General features: G+C 60.3%; 14 protein-coding genes. 7 read left to right on the top strand and 7 right to left on the bottom strand.

The genetic code is table 11. The annotated features are described in order from the left end of the window. Nucleotides 1-104 precede the first annotated feature (104 nt). Together GNX18_RS15175 and GNX18_RS15170 are read left to right on the top strand one after the other, a co-directional pair. On the top strand, nt 105-1493 hold the full coding sequence (locus GNX18_RS15175) for a S41 family peptidase (RefSeq protein ID WP_138234358.1): 1389 nt from the start codon (nt 105-107) through the stop codon (nt 1491-1493). Between the two features lie 105 nt (nt 1494-1598). Further along, complete coding sequence (locus GNX18_RS15170; RefSeq protein ID WP_138234357.1) at nt 1599-1844, top strand: DUF6316 family protein; 246 nt, start codon at nt 1599-1601, stop codon at nt 1842-1844. Between the two features lie 9 nt (nt 1845-1853). Here GNX18_RS15170 and hisF read toward each other — a convergent pair whose 3' ends face one another. The 4 genes from hisF to hisB all read right to left on the bottom strand — a co-directional run bounded on the left by hisF (nt 1854) and on the right by hisB (nt 4929). Beyond that, nucleotides 1854-2624, bottom strand: a complete 771-nt coding sequence (hisF, locus tag GNX18_RS15165) for an imidazole glycerol phosphate synthase subunit HisF (RefSeq protein ID WP_138234356.1) — start codon at nt 2622-2624, stop codon at nt 1854-1856. 16 nt (nt 2625-2640) lie between these two features. Further along, on the bottom strand, nt 2641-3384 hold the full coding sequence (gene hisA, locus GNX18_RS15160; RefSeq protein WP_138234355.1) for a 1-(5-phosphoribosyl)-5-[(5-phosphoribosylamino)methylideneamino]imidazole-4-carboxamide isomerase: 744 nt from the start codon (nt 3382-3384) through the stop codon (nt 2641-2643). Between the two features lie 302 nt (nt 3385-3686). Then, nucleotides 3687-4331: an imidazole glycerol phosphate synthase subunit HisH gene (hisH, locus tag GNX18_RS15155; protein ID WP_166219131.1), complete on the bottom strand. Its 645-nt coding sequence runs from the start codon at nt 4329-4331 to the stop codon at nt 3687-3689. A gap of 10 nt (nt 4332-4341) precedes the next feature. Then, nucleotides 4342-4929, bottom strand: a complete 588-nt coding sequence (gene hisB, locus GNX18_RS15150; RefSeq protein ID WP_105102396.1) for an imidazoleglycerol-phosphate dehydratase HisB — start codon at nt 4927-4929, stop codon at nt 4342-4344. A 161-nt stretch (nt 4930-5090) separates the two neighbouring features. On the opposite strand from hisB, the gene GNX18_RS15145 reads away from it, so the two are divergent. The 5 genes from GNX18_RS15145 (at nt 5091) to GNX18_RS15125 (ending at nt 12066) form a co-directional block, all read left to right on the top strand. Next, nucleotides 5091-5381, top strand: a complete 291-nt coding sequence (locus GNX18_RS15145) for a hypothetical protein (RefSeq protein ID WP_138234353.1) — start codon at nt 5091-5093, stop codon at nt 5379-5381. Between the two features lie 73 nt (nt 5382-5454). Next, complete coding sequence (locus tag GNX18_RS15140) at nt 5455-7605, top strand: TonB-dependent receptor (RefSeq protein WP_166219129.1); 2151 nt, start codon at nt 5455-5457, stop codon at nt 7603-7605. 198 nt (nt 7606-7803) lie between these two features. Continuing rightward, a complete protein-coding gene (locus GNX18_RS15135) occupies nt 7804-9948 on the top strand; it encodes an AsmA family protein (RefSeq protein WP_166219127.1) in 2145 nt (714 codons plus the stop codon). A gap of 510 nt (nt 9949-10458) precedes the next feature. After that, entirely contained in the window at nt 10459-11010 is a 552-nt protein-coding gene (locus GNX18_RS15130) for an RNA polymerase sigma factor (protein ID WP_166219124.1), read from the top strand. Nucleotides 11011-11043: 33 nt separating this feature from the next. Next, nucleotides 11044-12066, top strand: coding sequence for a FecR family protein (locus tag GNX18_RS15125; protein WP_166219122.1), 1023 nt, complete (start codon nt 11044-11046; stop codon nt 12064-12066). 85 nt (nt 12067-12151) lie between these two features. Here the strand turns inward: GNX18_RS15125 and GNX18_RS15120 are convergent, their stop codons facing one another. From GNX18_RS15120 to GNX18_RS15110, 3 genes are all read right to left on the bottom strand, one after another. Then, nucleotides 12152-14971 (bottom strand): TonB-dependent receptor domain-containing protein, encoded by a 2820-nt coding sequence (locus GNX18_RS15120; protein WP_166219120.1) that lies wholly within the window; start codon nt 14969-14971, stop codon nt 12152-12154. Nucleotides 14972-15258: 287 nt separating this feature from the next. Further along, the gene (locus tag GNX18_RS15115; protein ID WP_166219118.1) at nt 15259-15822 is read right to left on the bottom strand and encodes a hypothetical protein; all 564 of its coding nucleotides are present in this window, start codon (nt 15820-15822) and stop codon (nt 15259-15261) included. Nucleotides 15823-15960: 138 nt separating this feature from the next. Continuing rightward, entirely contained in the window at nt 15961-17229 is a 1269-nt protein-coding gene (locus GNX18_RS15110; protein WP_166219116.1) for a hypothetical protein, read from the bottom strand. Between the last annotated feature and the right edge of the window lie 221 nt (nt 17230-17450).

Raw genomic sequence — 17450 nt, 5'->3', positions numbered from 1 at the left:
AGTTATCCGCCAACTTCAAACCCGGCCGGAGTGCCGGGTCTACAATCTTTTTGAGCATCCCGAATTTGTAGACAGTAAAGATAATTGCCAAGGACGTGCAGATTATGTTCACCCGCAAAACGCTCGCCAGCCTCATAGGCGCGGCAGCTCTCACCGCCCTGCCACTGATGGGACTCAGCCAGGGCGGCAGCAGCGAGCGCACCTCGCTGGAAGCCGAGGCGCGCCTGCCTCTGGAAGACCTGCGCAGTTTCGCCAAGGTGTTCGAGCAGATACGCCAGGGCTACGTCAACGAAGTGGACGACAGCACCCTGCTGGAATACGCCATCAAGGGCATGCTGCAGGGGCTGGACCCGCACTCCGCCTATCTCGACAGCCGCTCGTTCGACGATCTGCAGGCCAACACCACCGGCGAGTTTGCCGGCCTGGGTATCGAGGTGGGGGTCGAGGACGACTACATCACCATCATCACGCCGATGGACGACACGCCGGCCGAACGCGCCGGGCTGCGCGCAGGCGATGTGATTTTGCGCCTGGCCGGCAAGTCCATGCGCGGTGTGAGCCTGGATGAGGCGGTGGAGAAAATGCGCGGCCCGGTGGGCTCCTCGGTCACGCTTACCATCGGACGCAAGGGACACAAGGAGCCCTTCGATGTCACGGTGAAGCGCGACAAAGTGCGCGTATACAGCGTGCGCGGCGAGATGCTTGAAGATGGCTACGGCTATGTGCGCATCAGTCAGTTCCAGCTGGACACCGGCGGCGACCTGATGCGGGCGATGAAAAAACTCAAGAAAGAAGGCGAACTCAAGGGCCTGGTGGTCGACCTGCGCAACAACCCCGGCGGCGTATTGCAGTCGTCCGTGGAAGTGGTGGACGCCTTTCTGGAGGACGGCCTTGTGGTGTACACCGAGGGCCGCAATGAATCCTCCAACCTGCGCTACTCCGCCAGCCCCGGCGACATTACCAATGGCGCACCGCTGGTGGTACTGATCAACGACGGCTCCGCCTCTGCCGCGGAAATTGTTGCCGGCGCGCTGCAGGATCACCGCCGCGCGGTGGTGATGGGCACCGACAGTTTCGGCAAGGGCTCGGTGCAGACCGTCATCCCCATTACCGACGACCGCGCCATCAAGCTCACCACCGCGCTCTATTTCACCCCCAAAGGCCGTTCGATCCAGGCCCAGGGAATCAAGCCGGACATCACCGTTGAACGGGTACAGGTCACCCGGTTGGACGGCGTGGCTCGCACCACCGAGGCGGACCTGGCAGGACATCTGGATAACGGCAACGGCGGCAAGGAGAGCGGGTCGGAAGACCGCAAACGCGCCAAGGCGGACAAGGACGACTGGTATGACCGCGACAATCAGGTATTCGAGGCACTGAATGTGCTGAAAGGCCTGAACCTTTATGGGTACCGCGCGCCCGTGCCGAGCGAAAAAAGCAGTGCGCCGGCAGTGAAAGACCAGGTTGCGCAGATTCGCGCGGAAGACCTTTAAGATAGGGCGACGTCTGAATTCCGGGGTGCCCGGCCATCGTCGGGTTAAGCGCGGTATCTGGTTATAGTTGTCGCGCTGGGCCCCACAAGCAGTAGCGAGGTAGTCATGCAGCAGTATCGTCGTGGCGAACAGGGAGCCCCGATCCCCCCCCGCGCCGACCGCTTCTTCAAGGTGGACGACGACTGGTATTTCACCGTGCGCGGCGGCAAGACCTTCGGCCCTTTTTGCTGCCGCGAAGAGGCGGAAAAAGCCGTGGACAACTACCTCAATCCGCGGCAGAAATACTCCGGCAACGTGCGGCCATTCGGTAGCCAGCGCGCACGCCATTGGTATCGCACACAGAAATTCTGACCTGCGGACTCAGATCCGCATTTCTATTCCAGCCTGCTGCATAAAGGCCTTGGCTTCGCCCACGGTGTATTCGCCGAAGTGGAAAATGCTGGCGGCGAGTACAGCATCGGCCCCGCCTTTCAGGACCCCATCCGCCAGGTGCTGCAGATTACCGACACCGCCGGAAGCAATCACCGGTACCGATACCGCATCGGAAATGGCGCGGGTCAGGGCCAGGTCAAAGCCGTTCTTGGTGCCATCCCGATCCATGCTGGTCAGAAGGATTTCACCGGCGCCGTAGCTATCCATTTTTTTCGCCCATTCCACCGCGTCGATACCGGTGGGTTTGCGGCCGCCGTGGGTGAAGATTTCCCACTTGGGCTCTTTGTCATTGCCTACCTGCTTGGCGTCGATGGCAACAACGATGCACTGGCTGCCGAAGCGCTCGGCGGCTTCGCGCACGAAGTCGGGATTGTGCACCGCGGCGGAATTGATTGCAGTCTTGTCGGCACCGGCATTGAGCAGGTTGCGGATATCCTGGATCTCGCGCACGCCGCCGCCCACGGTGAGCGGGATAAATACCTGTGAGGCCATCTTTTCCACCGTGTGCAAGGTCGTATCGCGACCTTCGTGGGTGGCGGTGATGTCGAGGAAGGTGATTTCGTCAGCGCCAGCTTCGTTGTAGCGGCGCGCGATTTCCACCGGGTCACCGGCATCGCGAATGTCGACGAAGTTGACGCCCTTGACGACGCGGCCGGCGTCGACATCCAGGCAGGGGATGATGCGTTTAGCGAGACCCATTGAATAATCCCTGCAGTTACTTCTTCCAGTTGTCGCACAGTTCCTGCGCGGCGCGCAGGTCGAGTTTGTCTTCGTAGATGGCACGGCCAGTGATAGCGCCGAAAATTTCGGTGTTTTCGTCGCCGGCTTCCAGCAGCTGCTGGATGTCTTCGATGCAGCTGACACCGCCGGAGGCGATGATCGGAATTTGCACGGCGCGCGCGAGGTCCATGGTGGCCTCGATATTGACGCCCTGCATCATGCCGTCGCGGGCGATGTCGGTATAGACGATGGAGCTCACGCCGCAATCCTGGAACTGCTTGGCGAGCTCGGTGGCCTGCACGTCGGAGACTTCGGCCCAGCCTTCGGTGGCGACCAGACCGTCTTTGGCGTCGAGGCCGACGATGATGTGGCCTTCGAATTCTCTACAGGCTTCTTTCACCAGTTTGGGATTTTTCACCGCGGCGGTGCCGATGATGGCCCAGGTAACACCGGCGTCGATATAGCGCTCGATGGTTTTCAGATCGCGGATACCGCCGCCGATCTGGATCGGGAATTTGGGGAACTGGCGGGCAATGGCTTTGACGGCATCGCCGTTAACGGGGTTGCCGGCAAAGGCGCCGTTCAGGTCGACGATATGCAGACGCTTGGCGCCGTGGCTGAGCCAGTGTTCGGCGGTAGCGACCGGGTCGTCGGAGAAGACAGTGGCGTCTTCCATCTCACCCTGGCGCAGGCGTACACACTGGCCGTCTTTCAGATCAATGGCTGGGATTACGATCATTTGAATTCACTTCCTGTAGATTGATCCGGGCCCGCATCGTTCTAAGCCGGTCCGGTGGCGGCGCAGCACCGGGGAAGGGGTTTCGGAACCGCTGTGAATACGTCCCTGTACGCTGCGTCGGCAACATCCCTGTTGCCGACGCTTCCGAAACCCCTTCCCCGGCACTCCGCCTTCGCATGCAAATTTTTTACTTCGTCAGCCGTGTTTGCACTGACCTGTAGGAGCCTGCTTGCAGGCGAACCTGTAAAACCACCGCGGGTATTCGCCTGCAAGCAGGCTCCTACAAAAGCGGTCTGCAACTTCTATGCTGCGCCGTTCCAACCGACAAAATTCTTCAGCAGCTGCATCCCCGCATCCGCACTTTTCTCCGGATGGAACTGGGTGGCAAAAATATTGTTGCGGGTGACGGCGGCCGCAAACTTCACACCATAGTCGCACTCACCGGCAACGGCGTTGTTATTCTCCGCAGGCACGTAGTAGCTGTGCACAAAATAAAAGCGGCTGCCATTTTCGATATCGCGCCACAGCGGGTGGTCGATTTTCTGCTGCACCTGGTTCCAGCCCATATGCGGGACTTTCAGGCGCGCGCCGTTTTCATGCAGATCGGGACCAAAGAATTTTACCGGCTGCGGGAATAGGCCGAGGCAGTCGACGCCATTATTTTCTTCGCTGCGTTTCATCATGATCTGCATGCCCACGCAGATGCCGAGTATCGGCAGCCCGGCTTCGATGCACTGGTTGAGCAGCGGTACGAAGCCGGGGCGGATGAAGCCTTCCATGCAGTCGCGGATGGCGCCAACGCCGGGGACGATCAGGCGGTCTGCGCCGTGAGCCTCTTCCGGGGTGGTGGCGAGTATAACTTCGTCAGTGGGCGCGACTTTCTTGAGTGCGCTGGCAACCGAGTGAAGGTTGCCCATGCCGTAGTCGAGGACGACGATCTTTTGCACAGTCGTTTCCTTACAGTACGCCTTTGGTAGAGGGCATGGCGCCTTCCATTCTTGGGTCCGGGGTCAGGGCCATGCGCAGGGCGCGGCCGAAGGCTTTGAATACGGTTTCGATCTGGTGGTGGGCGTTGAAGCCGCGGATGCAGTCGATGTGCAAGGTCACCAGCGCGTGGTTTACAAAGCCCTGGAAGAATTCGTAGAACAGCTCGGTGTCGAAGTTGCCGATGCGCTTCTGGGTAAAGGGTACATTCATGGTGAGACCGGGGCGACCGGAGAAGTCGATGACGACCCGACTCAGCGCCTCGTCCAGTGGCACGTAGGCGTGGCCGTAGCGGGTCATGCCTTTCTTGTCGCCCACCGCCTGATTGATGGCCTTGCCGAGGGTGATGCCGATATCTTCTACGGTGTGATGGTCGTCGATGTGCACATCGCCGTCGCAGGTTATATCCATGTCGATCATGCCGTGGCGGGCAATCTGGTCCATCATGTGCTCAAGGAAGGGTACACCGGTGTTGAATTTGCCGGTGCCTTTGCCGTCGAGATTGACGCTGACCTGGATCTTGGTTTCCAGGGTATCGCGGTTGACGCTGGCGGTGCGCATGAGGTCTGCATCCTTGATTGCGAGCTTGTTTGCAAGTCAGTTCGGCCCCGTTGGCCGGCCTGAGACAGAAGGCGCGAATTATACGCCCAAATGGGGCGGAATTTGGCGGTTAGTCTCAGATGAAACTTGATTCGTCACTGATATCAAATATCATACCGCCCATGACTATGTACCCCCGCCATAAGACCCCTGTCTGGGTCAGCCTTGTGCTGCTGTTCGCGCTCACGCTCGCGCAGCCGGTGCTGGCGGAGCATATTCACATCGACGACCGCTCGCACCAGCTGTGCGACCTGTCCCACAACCACACGCCTGCGCCCGTGGGCAGTGAGTTCGCCTTTGCCACTGAAGACCTGGCGCCGCTGTATACCGAACAGCAGTCCCCAGTAGCACTCGACTGCCAGCCGGAACGCCAGTCCGCCCGCGGCCCGCCCGCACTCCTGTCACTCCGCTAAAAAACCACTTTTTTGCATTTCCGGCACCGGCCTTTGGGTGGCTGCTGCCCGTCCGTGACAGGAATAACCAACAATGTACCGAGTAAATACTCTGGCGCTGGCAATTGTCTGTGCGCTGTCTTCTGCCGTTTCCGCCCAGGTCGCCGAAAACGGGGCCGACAACAGGAATGAAAACCTGGAAGAGGTCAACGTCACCGTCTCTCCCCTGGCCAAGCCCGCCGATGCGGTGGCCGCGCCGGTTTCCGTGCTGAAAGGCGACGAGCTGCGCAAATCCGCCGCCGCCACCCTGGGCCAGACCCTGGACAGCCAGCTGGGCGTGGCCAATGCCTCCTTCGGTGGCGGCGTGGGCCTGCCGGTCATTCGCGGCCAGAGTGCCAACCGGGTGAAGATACTGAGCGACAATCTGGACGTGGCCGACGCCTCCAACACCAGCTCCGACCACGCCGCCAGTATCGAGCCGCTGCTGGCCAACAGCATCGAGATCCTGCGCGGTCCCGCTGCGCTGCGCTATGGCAGCGGCGCCATCGGCGGGGTGGTGAACGTGATCGACGGCCGTATTCCCACCGTAGTGCCGGAGGCAATCGAAGGCGCGGTGGAAATGCGCCACGACACCGCCAACGGCCAGGACGCCGGCGTCTTTCGCCTGCAGGGCGGCGCGGGCAACCTCGCCTGGTACCTGGACGGAGTCTACCGCGAGAACGGCAACACCCAGATTCCCGGCCTCGCCATCCGCGAGCATGAAGAGCACGAGCACGAGGGCGAGGAAGCGCACGAGGAACACCACGACGAGGAGTTCAACACCGACGGCTTCGTCGGCAACACCAGCGCCCGTGCCAAGAGCGGCAGTGCCGGCCTGTCCTGGATCACCGACAGCGGCTTTGTGGGTTTCTCCGTCAACCGCCTGGAGAACAACTACGGTATTCCCCTCGGTACCCACGAGCACCACCACGAAGAAGAGGAAGGTGAGGAACACGCGCTGGAGGAAGGCCACGAGGAAGAACACGAAGAACACGGTCCCGGCGCCGTGCGCATTGACCTGGCCCAGACCCGCTACGACCTGAAGGGCGAGCACGACTTCAACAGCGACTACTGGGACAAACTCAGCTTTCGCCTCGGCCACAACGACTACGAGCACGTGGAACTGGAAGCCCACGAGGACCACTTCCACGAGGGTACGCGCTTTACCAACAAGGCGTGGGAGAGCCGCATAGAACTGACCCACGACGACGGCGGCGAGTGGCGCGGCGCCTACGGCCTGCAGCTGTCGCGCAAGGATTTTGCCGCGATTGGCGACGAGGCCTTCATCCGCCCCTCCGTCACCGACAGCATCGGCGCCTTCACCATGAAGGAGCGCGAGTGGGGAAAATGGCATATGGATCTGGGCGCGCGCCTGGAAAATGTCACCATCGATCCGGAGTACGGCAGCGACAAAGACTTTGATCTGATCGGGCTGTCCGGCGCTATCCAGTACTTCCTCGCCGAGCATCAGCACCTGAGCCTCGGCCTCACCAGTGCCGAGCGCGCGCCGGTGGCGGAAGAACTGTTTGCCGACGGTGCACACCTGGCGGAGTCCCGCTACCTGATCGGCAGCGAAGACCTCGACAAGGAAAACTCCGTCAACCTGGAGCTGGGCTATCACCACCACAACCAGGAGGCCAGCGGCTGGCACGCGGCCAGGATAGAGGCCAGCGTTTTCTACAACCGCATTGCTGACTACATCTACGCCGCCAACACAGGTCTCGTAGACGAGGAGAGCGAATTCGACATTTATAGCTACCAGAATCGCGACGCCACTTTCTACGGCGCCGAAGCGTCTTTGCAGTTCCCGCTGACCAATGGCCTCAGCGTGACCCTGTTCGGCGACAGTGTGCGTGCGAGCTTCGACGACCCCATCGCCGGCCAGTCGAGCGAAGTGCCGCGTTTGCCACCACTGCGTTACGGTTTTGCGCTGGGTGGCGACTACGCCAACTGGAACTGGCAGTGGCGCAACACCCACGCCACCGCCCAGGACCGCCCCGGCGCGTTTGAAGAAGCCACCGACGCCTATACCCGTATGGATCTCAGCGCCCAGTACAACTTCAAACTGGCGGGTAATGACGCTGTGCTCTTCGCCAACGCGCGCAACCTGCTGGACGAAGAGATCCGCAACGCCACCTCACTGCTGCGCGACTTCGCGCCGGAAGCCGGACGCAGTATTGAAGCCGGAGTAAGGTTTCATTTCTGATCGGCAACTGCTTCAATAGTCTGCATCCGCGGTGCCCGGGAACCCACCTCAAGACAAGATTCCCGGGCGCCGTTTCTCTCTGCCAATTCCAGGCATCTCTAAAAATCGTCGCGGGTGGCTGGTGGTGGCCGCCGGGCGCCGCAAGGCGCACGCGCCGTAGATTTTTGGAGGTGCCCTCCAGAATAAGGATGCCTCTGTATGGCCTGGATCAAACGCGGACTTATTACCCTCGTTGTTTTGTTTCTCCTCTTCGCCGGCGTAATCGCCTGGTTCCTATTCAGTCTCGACGCCAACCAGTACAAATCCAGGATCGTGCAGCTGGCCGCGGATCAGGGCATTGCCCTGACCCTCGACGGCGATATCGGCTGGCAGCTGTGGCCGAACATTGCGCTCAAGCTCGAAGGCGTGAAGGTTGCACCACTGGCACTGCCCAGCGAATCGCTGCTGGAAGCAGACAAGATGGCGGTCGGCGTGGCGTTGATGCCGCTGCTCGACAAGCGCGTCGAAGCCAAAGAGATCGTGCTGCTCGCCCCCCGTGTCGAACTGACCGTCGACCAAAACGGCAAGGGCAACTGGGAACTGATTATCGACGCCATCGAAGCCAAGGCCAAGCTGGACGAACAGCAGAAACAGCAGACGCCGCCCACACTCGAGATTCCCAAGGAAGAAGCGCCCACCTCCGGCGGCCTCGAACTGGCACTGGAAAAGCTGCGCCTGGAAGACGGCGTACTGCGTTACACCGATAAGCAGGCGGGCAGCGAATACGCCATCAGCCAACTGCACATCAGCGCCGACAATCTGGTGCCCGGCGGCAAACCCGGCGACGTGCGCCTGCGCGCGGCGCTCGCAGGCAGCGGCTTCCCCGAGCCGGTCAACCTGGACATCCACAGCAACCTCGCCATCGACGAGGGCCTGAACGGCCTGCGGGTGCAGCCCGCCAACATCAAACTCACCGGCGCCGAAGGCGCGGAGGCGCAGATTAACCTGCGCGGCAATGTGCGCCGCGCCAAGGCCGACGCTCCCTGGCAGATCCAGCTCAACCTCAACGCGGACGTCAATCCCGTCACCGGCTGGCTCGCCGCCGTCGGCAGCGATTACCGGCCCCAAAGCACCGCGGCCCTGAAGAAGCTGCACATCGAAGCCGACATCAGCGGCACCGACAAGCAGATGTTCCTGGAACCGCTGCAACTGGCTCTCGACGACAACAACTTCACCGGCAGCGCCAGCTTCCAGGCCGCCACCAACGCCAAAGACGTTCCCAGTGTTTCACTGAGCCTCAAGGGTGGTGAGTTGAACGTGGACGACTATCTCCCACCCCCAGTCGACACACCGGAGCAGAGCGAACTCAGTGCCGACGTGGCCGCAGCCCAGCCGGTGCCCCTGCCACTGGAATCCATGCGCGGCTTCAACGCCAAGCTGGACCTGACCCTCGACAAACTGCATGCACTGGATTTCGACATCGACAAACCCCAGCTGGCGGTGAATGTGAACAACGGCCTGTACCAGCTGAACAAACTGGCCGCCGGCCTCTACGGCGGCGAGCTGAACAGCACCGGCGTGTTCAACGCCCGCGGCGATTCCGCCCGCGGCGAGCTGAGCGGCGGCCTTACCGGCGTGGAAATCTCCAAGGTGCAGGAAGCACTATTCGCCAGCGACGAGCCGCAAGCGGCAGACCAGAAGAGAGTCACCCTGTCCGGCAAGACCAACCTCACCTGGGTGGCGCAAACCACCGGTGCCGACACCCTGGCGCTGCAGAAAAACCTGCGCGCCGCGGTGCAGCTGAACGCCGCGGAACTGGCACTGGCGCCGTTCAACCTGGAAAAAGGCATGTGCCAGCTGGTGAGCTATGCGGAAAAAACCCCGCTGCCGGAAAAGGAATGGCCCGCACAGACCCGCCTGCAAGACCTGCGCGCCAGCGTGAACCTGAATGGCGATGTCGCCAAGGTTGAGGGCATCAACGCCGGTATTGAGAACATTGCGCTCACCGGCGACGGCACCGTCGATCTGGAGCAGCAGAACTTCGACTTCGCGCTCGGTCTCGCGCTGGTGGGGGAAAAGACCTCCGGCAACGGCTGCTCGGTGCAGAACGATCGCTGGCGCAACCGTCCACTGCCGCTGCGCTGTAACGCCAGCTTCAACGAAGTTGGCGCCACCACCTGCAAACCCGACAGCCGCCGTCTCGACGACCTGATCCGCGACGAGCTGAAGTACAAGGCGGAGAAGAAATACGGCGAAAAGGTGGAGAAGAAAACCGAAGAGCTGAAGGACAAGCTGAAAGACCGCTTCAAGGGCCTGTTCAACCGCGGAGACAAAGAAGAACCCGCGCCCGAGCCAACACCGTAACCTCCAGCGCCGTAGGAGCCTGCTTGCAGGCGAATAGTTCGAGCTCTGTTCTGTTCGCCTGCAGGCAGGCTCCTACAAAAATGCGCTACAGAGTTCCGACTCCCTCTTGCTGTAGGAGCCGGCCTGCCGGCGAATGGCTCAAAGCTCTGCCCTGTTCGCCTGCAGGCAGGCTCCTACGAAAATGCGCTACAGAGTTCCGACTCCCTCTTGCTGTAGGAGCCGGCCTGCCGGCGAATGGCTCAAAGCTCTGCCCTGTTCGCCTGCAGGCAGGCTCCTACGAAAATGCGCTACAGAGTTCCGACTCCCTCTTGCTGTAGGAGCCGGCCTGCCGGCGAATGGTTCGAGCTCTACCCTGTTCGCCTGCAGGCAGGCTCCTACAACGTAGCCCTGATTTTCTCGCCCCTTTCTATTCCCCATCCACAAACCTGTAACTTTCCCCCGCTATCCTGTCCCGCATAAATATCGGTAGCCAAAGAGCACTGATCACAACACCCGGGGACAACAGTACGCATGGAGAGTGGACCGGCCAAAATTCTGTCGACGTTTTCCACCCTGCGGGAGCGGACGTTCCGCGATCTCGTTGCGGAAAAAGCCAGCCTGCTCTCGTTTATCCGCAGACGCACACGCAACGGTGCCGAAGCCGAGGATATTTACCAGGAGGCGATGGAGCGCCTGACGCGAAAACTGCGTACCGGCACCGTGCCAGACAATCCCCTTGGCTACATGTACCGAATTACCACCAATCTCATCAACGACAGCCAGCGCCACAACGAGCAGCCGCTGGAAGCGCTGGACGATGTCGCGGAGAGCCTGCGCTGCCAGCGCCCTCAGCCCGACCAGCAGTTAAACGACCAGCAGCACCTGGCGCTGTTTGTGAAACAACTGAACGACCTGCCAGTGACCCTCAGAAGCATCATCGTGTTGAGCAGGGTGCACGGCGTCAGCAATAAACAGATCGCCCTGCAATTCGGCCTCAGCGCGAAAGCGGTGGAAAAGCAAATCAACCGGGCCATCCGAAATATCGAAGCCAGAATGGCCCAGCAGCTGGAATCAGAAGGCTGACGGACAAGGTCTTACTATTCATCAATGACGCCCATGAAGAAACAATGTCCGCTCGGCGAACAACACCCGCTCAGCGAAAAGGAAGAAGAACGAATCTACCGCTGGATCGTCCACGGCGAGGCAGAGAAGGCCGATGCCGAGGCGTGGCGGCAATACCAGAACTGGCTGCAGGAAAGCCCGGCCAGAGCACACAAGGCCAGCCAGGTGGACGGCGTCTGGAATCACCCCGAGTTCGAAAAGGCCGCGCGTCTCATAGGCAGCACACTCCCGCTGGACACGACCGCGCCCACGCCCCGGCGCTATCGCAATCCCTGGTACCTGGCGGCAGCAGCCGCAGGTTTTCTGGTAGCGATTACGGTATCGCTGCTGCAGCCATCAAACCCGTCGATAGATGCCGGCAATCGCCTCTATGCCACCGAGCGCCAGCAGACCAGCCGCAACGCACTGGCCGACGGATCAACGCTGGATATGAGCGCCCAGTCCCGCGTTGCCGTGGACTTTAGCGAGCGCGAGCGCCGCATCCGCCTCTACGATGGCGAGGCCCGGTTCACCGTCGCCAAAGACCGGCAACGCCCGTTCGTCGTGGAATCCCGCCAGGCGTCGGTAAAGGCGCTGGGCACCGTATTCAATGTGGACCAGCGCGGTGACATCACCGAGCTCACGGTGCTGGAAGGCCTGGTATCCGCGCACCCGCTGAACCGGCCGGACAAAACACAGCACGTCGCCGCCGGCGAGCGTGTGCGCATTTCCGGCAACGCCATCGGGCCTGTGCAAAAATTCGATCTGCACAATTACAGTGACTGGCTGCAGGGGCTGGTGCAGGTGGAGAACATACGGCTGGAAGAACTACTGGTGGAATTCAACCGCTATTCCGACACGCCGCTGATCGCCGGAGATCGACACACACGGAACCTGCGCGTGGGTGGGACGTTTGACCTCAAGGACATACACACCAACCTGCAGATTCTCGCGACCCTGCACGGCCTGGCCATTTCCGAGTCCGGTGAAGAAATCGTTTTGCGGTCGAATGGTAATTCCACCCACAGCTCCCTGTAGGAGCCTGCCTGCAGGCGAATAGAACCGGGCTCCGGACTGTTCGCCTGCAGGCAGGCTCCTACAGGGCGTGTAGCGGTATCAAACGCTAAAACTCCACCGCCACCCGCAACTGATACCGCCGCCCCTGCCGATATTCCATAAACGTCTCCTCACCCTGCGCAAAATGCCGCGCGTCGTCCAGCAGGTTCTCCACCGAAAAGGTTGCGTGAATCCCGTCAAACACCGGTGTATTGAACACCAGCGCCAGGCTGTCGTACGGATCGCGGTATACATCCGGCACATGGAGATTGTTGCTCACGATATCCAGCTCCCGCCCCGCGCGCTTGTACAGCAGCGATGCACTGCGGCCGCTGTCGAGATGCTGATACTGCAACTGCAGACCGCCGAGGTATGCGGGCTGCCCCTGCAACGGCCGGGTTTTGCCCGCGCGCCAGCGGTCCGGCGGTATCGCCACCTGCGAAACCATGCCCGCGTAACTGGACTGCAGCGCGAGCTTGTGCGCATCGGCAAACACCCGCTGGTAATCCAGCTCCAGCTCGTAACCATACAAACGGGCGGAACCGGTATTGGTGTAGCTGTAGATATTGAAGGCCTGATTGTTGGCCATCACCGGATCGAAGAACACGCCCTCGATGGCATTGCGGATGGTCTTGTAAAAACCGAGCAGTTTCACATCGAGCCCCAGCCCCTCATCGCGCCACTGCCAGTGCAAGTCCCAGTTCTGCGCCGCGGCCGCTTTGAGGTTGGGATTGCCGGTAATCTCGATGCGCAGGTCGGTGTCTTCGTAGCGCCGCGGCATCAGTTCGTTGACGCCGGGCCACACTGCGGTTTCGCTGTAGCCCAGGCGCAACGCCTGCTGTGGCGCAGGATCAAATGCCAGCGCGGCAGAGTAGAGCGTGCGCGCACCGTCCAGCAACGGCACCCAATCCTGCGGCTGCGCATCCCAGAAATCCGCCTTTACCCCGTCGCGCTCGCGCCGCGCGCCCAGCACAAACTGCCAGCGCTCGCCGAGGCGGATATCCGCCAGTAGATACGCCGCGCGGTTGCGGTGCTCCGCCGCGTAAAAACTGCCGTCCAGCTCGGGCGGGCTCACAAACAGTTTTACGTCGTCATCCAGCAGAAAGCCGTCGGTACCGGGGGCGCCGTTAATGGTTTCCGGGGTCAGAATATCCGCAGGATTCGCACTCTGGATCAGCGGCTCGTTCTTTTCGATATCGCCCTTGGCAATAAACGTGTATTCCAGCAGATAGCCGTCCTGGCGCGCATCCAGCAGCTCCAGGCCCGACTTCAACTCTCCGCTCCAATCCTCCAGCTCCCACACCCAGGCCGCATTCACACCCGCGCTCAGGGTTTCTTCGCGCATATCCTCCCAGGACACCTCAAAATGGTTGTAGCCCGGTTCAAAACGGTAGGAATCGGAAGCGCTGTTGCGCCGGTAGAGGTAGCGCACATCAAACGGGCGGGTATAGCGGGAGCGCGCGGAGGTGAGGTGCCAGTTCAGCGCGATACGCTCTTCCGGGCCGACAAAATGGCGCCCGTAAAACTGCCCAAGCCCCATCCGGGTTTCCGTCCAGTTGGACAGACTGCGCAGGCTGGCGCTGCCGTCGTACTCGCCGAAACCGTCGCGCTCGCGGGTTTCGATCTGCTCGGTGCGGTTTACGCTCTGGCGCAGCAGCAGGAAATTGCTGCCGAGAAAATGCCGCTCATCCAGCCCGTAACCCAGCGCCAGCAGCCCGTTCAGATTGATCACATTTTCCAGGCGCCGGTGGTGGCCGTCTTCCGTGGCGTACAGGCTGCCCGCGGTATTGCCATCCGCATTCTCCGGTACCGAAAAACGGTTCAGCACTTGCGAGAACAGTTCCCGCTGCTGCCACTCGTTCTGGTAGCCGAGGGAGGCCGCCGCGCCCCAGCTGTGGTGCCCGTGTTGCCAGGCGCGGCCGCCGCTAAGATTCAGCAACCCATCCACTCCGGCATTGCCGTGGTAAACGCCGAGTTTGCGTGCGCCGTGTGCGTTTTCCAGGATTGCCTCACCGGCCGCCTCCCGCTGCGCCGGGCTCCAGTTGTCCGGGCTGCCGAGACGCGCATTTTCCGCCAGCACCGGTGGCAGCGCGCGGCCGCCGTCGTCGTACCCCAGCCAGTCGCGGCCACCGGTGTAACCGCGGATCACCGGCGCGCCGGTGGTGCCACTGCGGTAGCCGCCGCCGGAAACCAGTGTGAGGTAGGGGGTTTCTGGAATACGCCGGGTTTCAATATTCACCACGCCCGCGCTGGCGTTGCCCGGCGCATCCGCAAATACCGATTTGCGCAGATCCACCTGGTTCAAAATATTCACCGGGAACACATCCAGCGGCACCCGCTGGCCGGAGGGTTCAAGGCTCGGAATGGTGGCACCGTTCAACCGCACCGACTGGTAGCGCCCCTTCATACCGCGGATCACCGCGTAGCGCTCCTGCTCCAGCTTTACCCCGGAGATCAGTTCCAGCGCCGAGGCGAGATCGGTAATACCGAGGGATTCGATGCGCTCAAACTCCAGCACCGCATCCGCACTGCCCAGATAATTGCCGTACTGGTTGCCGCTGCCGGTGGATGATTGCGCCGGTAAAGGGCTGGCCTCCACCACCACTTCGGCCATCGCAGGTGCCGGCACCGGCGCCGACGCCACTTTTTCTTTGACGGGTTCCGCGCGGAAGATCACCAGCGTATCGTCAATGACCCGGTAGGCCAGGCCTCGCGGTTCCAGCAACCGGTGCGCCTGTTGTTGCCAAAAGAGTTCTGAAGAGAATTCCGAAGAGAGTTCCTGCGGCGAGCAATCCGGCTGCCACACCACCCGCTCACCCTTTACGAGATCCGGAATGGTTACCAGGTGGTAGCCGGATGCCTTCGCCAGTGCATACAGCGCCGACAACAGGCTCTGCTCGGAGCCAGCCGGCCCAGCAGATAAAGAACCGCCCGTATCGCAGGATTGCCCCGCCACCGGCAAGGTAGAGAATGGCCCTAACAGCACACAGCACAGAGCCAGCGGACGCAGTGCACAGGGAATAGCCAGAAAAACTCCGGGAACCGCAATATTTAGGGGGACGTTACCGCATCGGTTCCCGGATAGTCGCAAACGGCTATTGCGAAAAAATGACAATTCAAAAGGCGCTACGCCGCTCCGGATGCCATTATTTAATTCGCACTAGCCTGTGGCCATCAGATGTCCTGGTCTGATGCCTTATCGACAAAAATCTGCACACCGCTGAACGAGAAAGTGCCCAGGGGCTCAATACCCAGCAGGCAGCTCAGGGTGGATACCGGCTCTTTGTTGAACAGGGTGGTGATAACCTGATGGTTGATGAATTCGCCTATCAGCACATCGCCCTTGTAAGCGCCCAGTGGTGCGCGGTCGCCCACCGCAGGCTGCAGGGTAACCAAGTCGAACCCACCGTAGTTCCAGGTCACCGACTGAAGCAGGGAGAAGCTCTGCAGGGCGCAATTCGCAATGCCACTGCCGGACATGGTTACTACTGCTTCCGCGCCTTCCACCGGGCCATTCTCGTCCACACAGGCAGAGATGGCGGCCTCACCGTAAACCTCGTGCCACGCATCTTCTTTTTCCAGCGGCGCCTGGAAAGACAGAAAGCCGGAAATGGCACACATACGGCCACTGACTTCCTGCGCCTGTACCGACCCAGCGGAAAACAGGGAAACCCCCAATACCACCCCAACAACGCCCAGCAATTTGGACAAGGCCAAATTGGCAATTACCTTTTTCATAACGAACTCCAAATGGAATCAAATCGTTTATTGATTATTAAATTCTGAACGTATCCATCCATTCACAAGGCAATCTGAAAAAGCGCAGGCAACGCCTGCGCTCAACAAACTACAGATTCTTGTTCAATGAAATTCGGATTACTGGCAAGACGGAGCCGCCGCCCAGAAGGTGCTGGCGGTAAAACCGGTTGCGCTGCTGTTGGAAGCCGGCAGGTTCCAGGCAGTAGGACCTGAATGAGTAGCATCACAGCCGTACTCAATCACACTCCAGTGCGAACCACCGGTAACTGCGGAATCAGTGCGCATGCACTTCACCGGGCTGTTGTAACCAGCGCCGATCACCACGTTGCTGAACACACCATCGGTACCCTGCTTGAGATCGAAAGGAATACCGGAAGCAGCAGGCGCTGTGCTGCCGACAAAGTCGATGCTCATATTGGCCACGGTTCCCTTGGAGCGCGGAAGGGCGTTGGCATTGTCAGGGTTGCTGGCGAGTTCAAGACCGTAACCGGCACCGTCGTTCTGCTTGATGTTCACATTGGACAGGAAGCCTTGGAAGCCAAGATCCCAATCCACGCTGTCGTCTTCGTTGCAGGCCATCCACATATTGCTGATGCCAACATTGCCGCCGAAGAACTCAACGCCGTCGTCCGCGTTGCCCTGCACATGGATGTTGTTGATGGTGGTGGAACTGCTGACCGCGTACAGAGTCAGACCGTTGATCTCGTTGCCGTCGCTAATCACGTGACCGCCTTCGGCGACAACCACATAGTTCAGCGTGCCGCTGCTCATGGCATTCGGCGCAGACAGGTGGCCGGCGCCGAAGTAAGCCGCGCTGGCAACGCCTTCCATGGTGCAGGTATCACCCATCTGGCCACCGGCGATGGCGCCGCTCGGGCAGGCATTGCTCTCACCGAAGCCGGCCAGAATCAGGCCGCCCCACTCACCGGAACCGGTCATGTTGTTGTCCAGGGAGGAGAACACAACCGGATCGTTGGCGGTACCCTGTGCATTGATCTGCGCACCGCGGGAAATGATCAGTGCGGACGCGCTATCGACGGCACCGGCAATCTGGGCACCCGCTTCGATCTGCAGCACAGTCTTGTCGACAGTGCTCGGATCAGCATTCTGGGTGTTACCGTTACCGACTACCACAATACCCGGCAGGGTCCACACAATTGGATCAAGGGTATCAGCACTTTCTTTTGCCAAAATAACAGTGTTGTTGCCTTCGATGATGGAAGTCGGGAGTTCACAGTTGAGATAGGTACCACCGTTGAACGATACCAGCCCCTTATCTGTACCGTTGAAATTACAGCTGCTATCAACAAGACCAAGGTTTACAACAGCGGCATTGGATACAGAAGTCACTGCCAGCAGGCTCAGAGACAATAATGTCTTTTTCATAAGAAATTCCTTCCAAGTGTTGTGATTCATGATTCCGAAAAACTGTCAGTCTGGAAAAACAGAAACGCCACAGCATTCCAACCAAACATACTCCAAGTGAATAAGACCGGATCTGTCCGGCAAACAAAGACTACAGACCGTCAATTAATTATTTGTTTAATATCAGAAATCATTTGAACTTAGAAAACAAAACTACAAGCGAATCAATTATAACCAGACTG

The sequence above is a fragment of the Microbulbifer sp. SH-1 genome (assembly GCF_011326135.1).
GTDB lineage: Bacteria > Pseudomonadota > Gammaproteobacteria > Pseudomonadales > Cellvibrionaceae > Microbulbifer > Microbulbifer harenosus.
This window is presented reverse-complemented; position numbering and strand designations above follow the sequence as displayed.

Bases quoted from the DNA above. Each gene is read 5' to 3' on its own strand.
- GNX18_RS15110 (WP_166219116.1), bottom strand. From the start codon at position 17,229: ATGAAAAAGACATTATTGTCTCTGAGCCTGCTGGCAGTGACTTCTGTA.
- GNX18_RS15140 (WP_166219129.1), top strand. From the start codon at position 5,455: ATGTACCGAGTAAATACTCTGGCGCTGGCAATTGTCTGTGCGCTGTCT.
- hisA (WP_138234355.1), bottom strand. From the start codon at position 3,384: ATGATCGTAATCCCAGCCATTGATCTGAAAGACGGCCAGTGTGTACGC.
- GNX18_RS15135 (WP_166219127.1), top strand. From the start codon at position 7,804: ATGGCCTGGATCAAACGCGGACTTATTACCCTCGTTGTTTTGTTTCTC.
- hisB (WP_105102396.1), bottom strand. From the start codon at position 4,929: ATGCGCACCGCCAGCGTCAACCGCGATACCCTGGAAACCAAGATCCAG.
- GNX18_RS15130 (WP_166219124.1), top strand. From the start codon at position 10,459: ATGGAGAGTGGACCGGCCAAAATTCTGTCGACGTTTTCCACCCTGCGG.
- GNX18_RS15125 (WP_166219122.1), top strand. From the start codon at position 11,044: ATGAAGAAACAATGTCCGCTCGGCGAACAACACCCGCTCAGCGAAAAG.
- GNX18_RS15115 (WP_166219118.1), bottom strand. From the start codon at position 15,822: ATGAAAAAGGTAATTGCCAATTTGGCCTTGTCCAAATTGCTGGGCGTT.
- GNX18_RS15175 (WP_138234358.1), top strand. From the start codon at position 105: ATGTTCACCCGCAAAACGCTCGCCAGCCTCATAGGCGCGGCAGCTCTC.
- hisF (WP_138234356.1), bottom strand. From the start codon at position 2,624: ATGGGTCTCGCTAAACGCATCATCCCCTGCCTGGATGTCGACGCCGGC.
- GNX18_RS15170 (WP_138234357.1), top strand. From the start codon at position 1,599: ATGCAGCAGTATCGTCGTGGCGAACAGGGAGCCCCGATCCCCCCCCGC.
- GNX18_RS15145 (WP_138234353.1), top strand. From the start codon at position 5,091: ATGACTATGTACCCCCGCCATAAGACCCCTGTCTGGGTCAGCCTTGTG.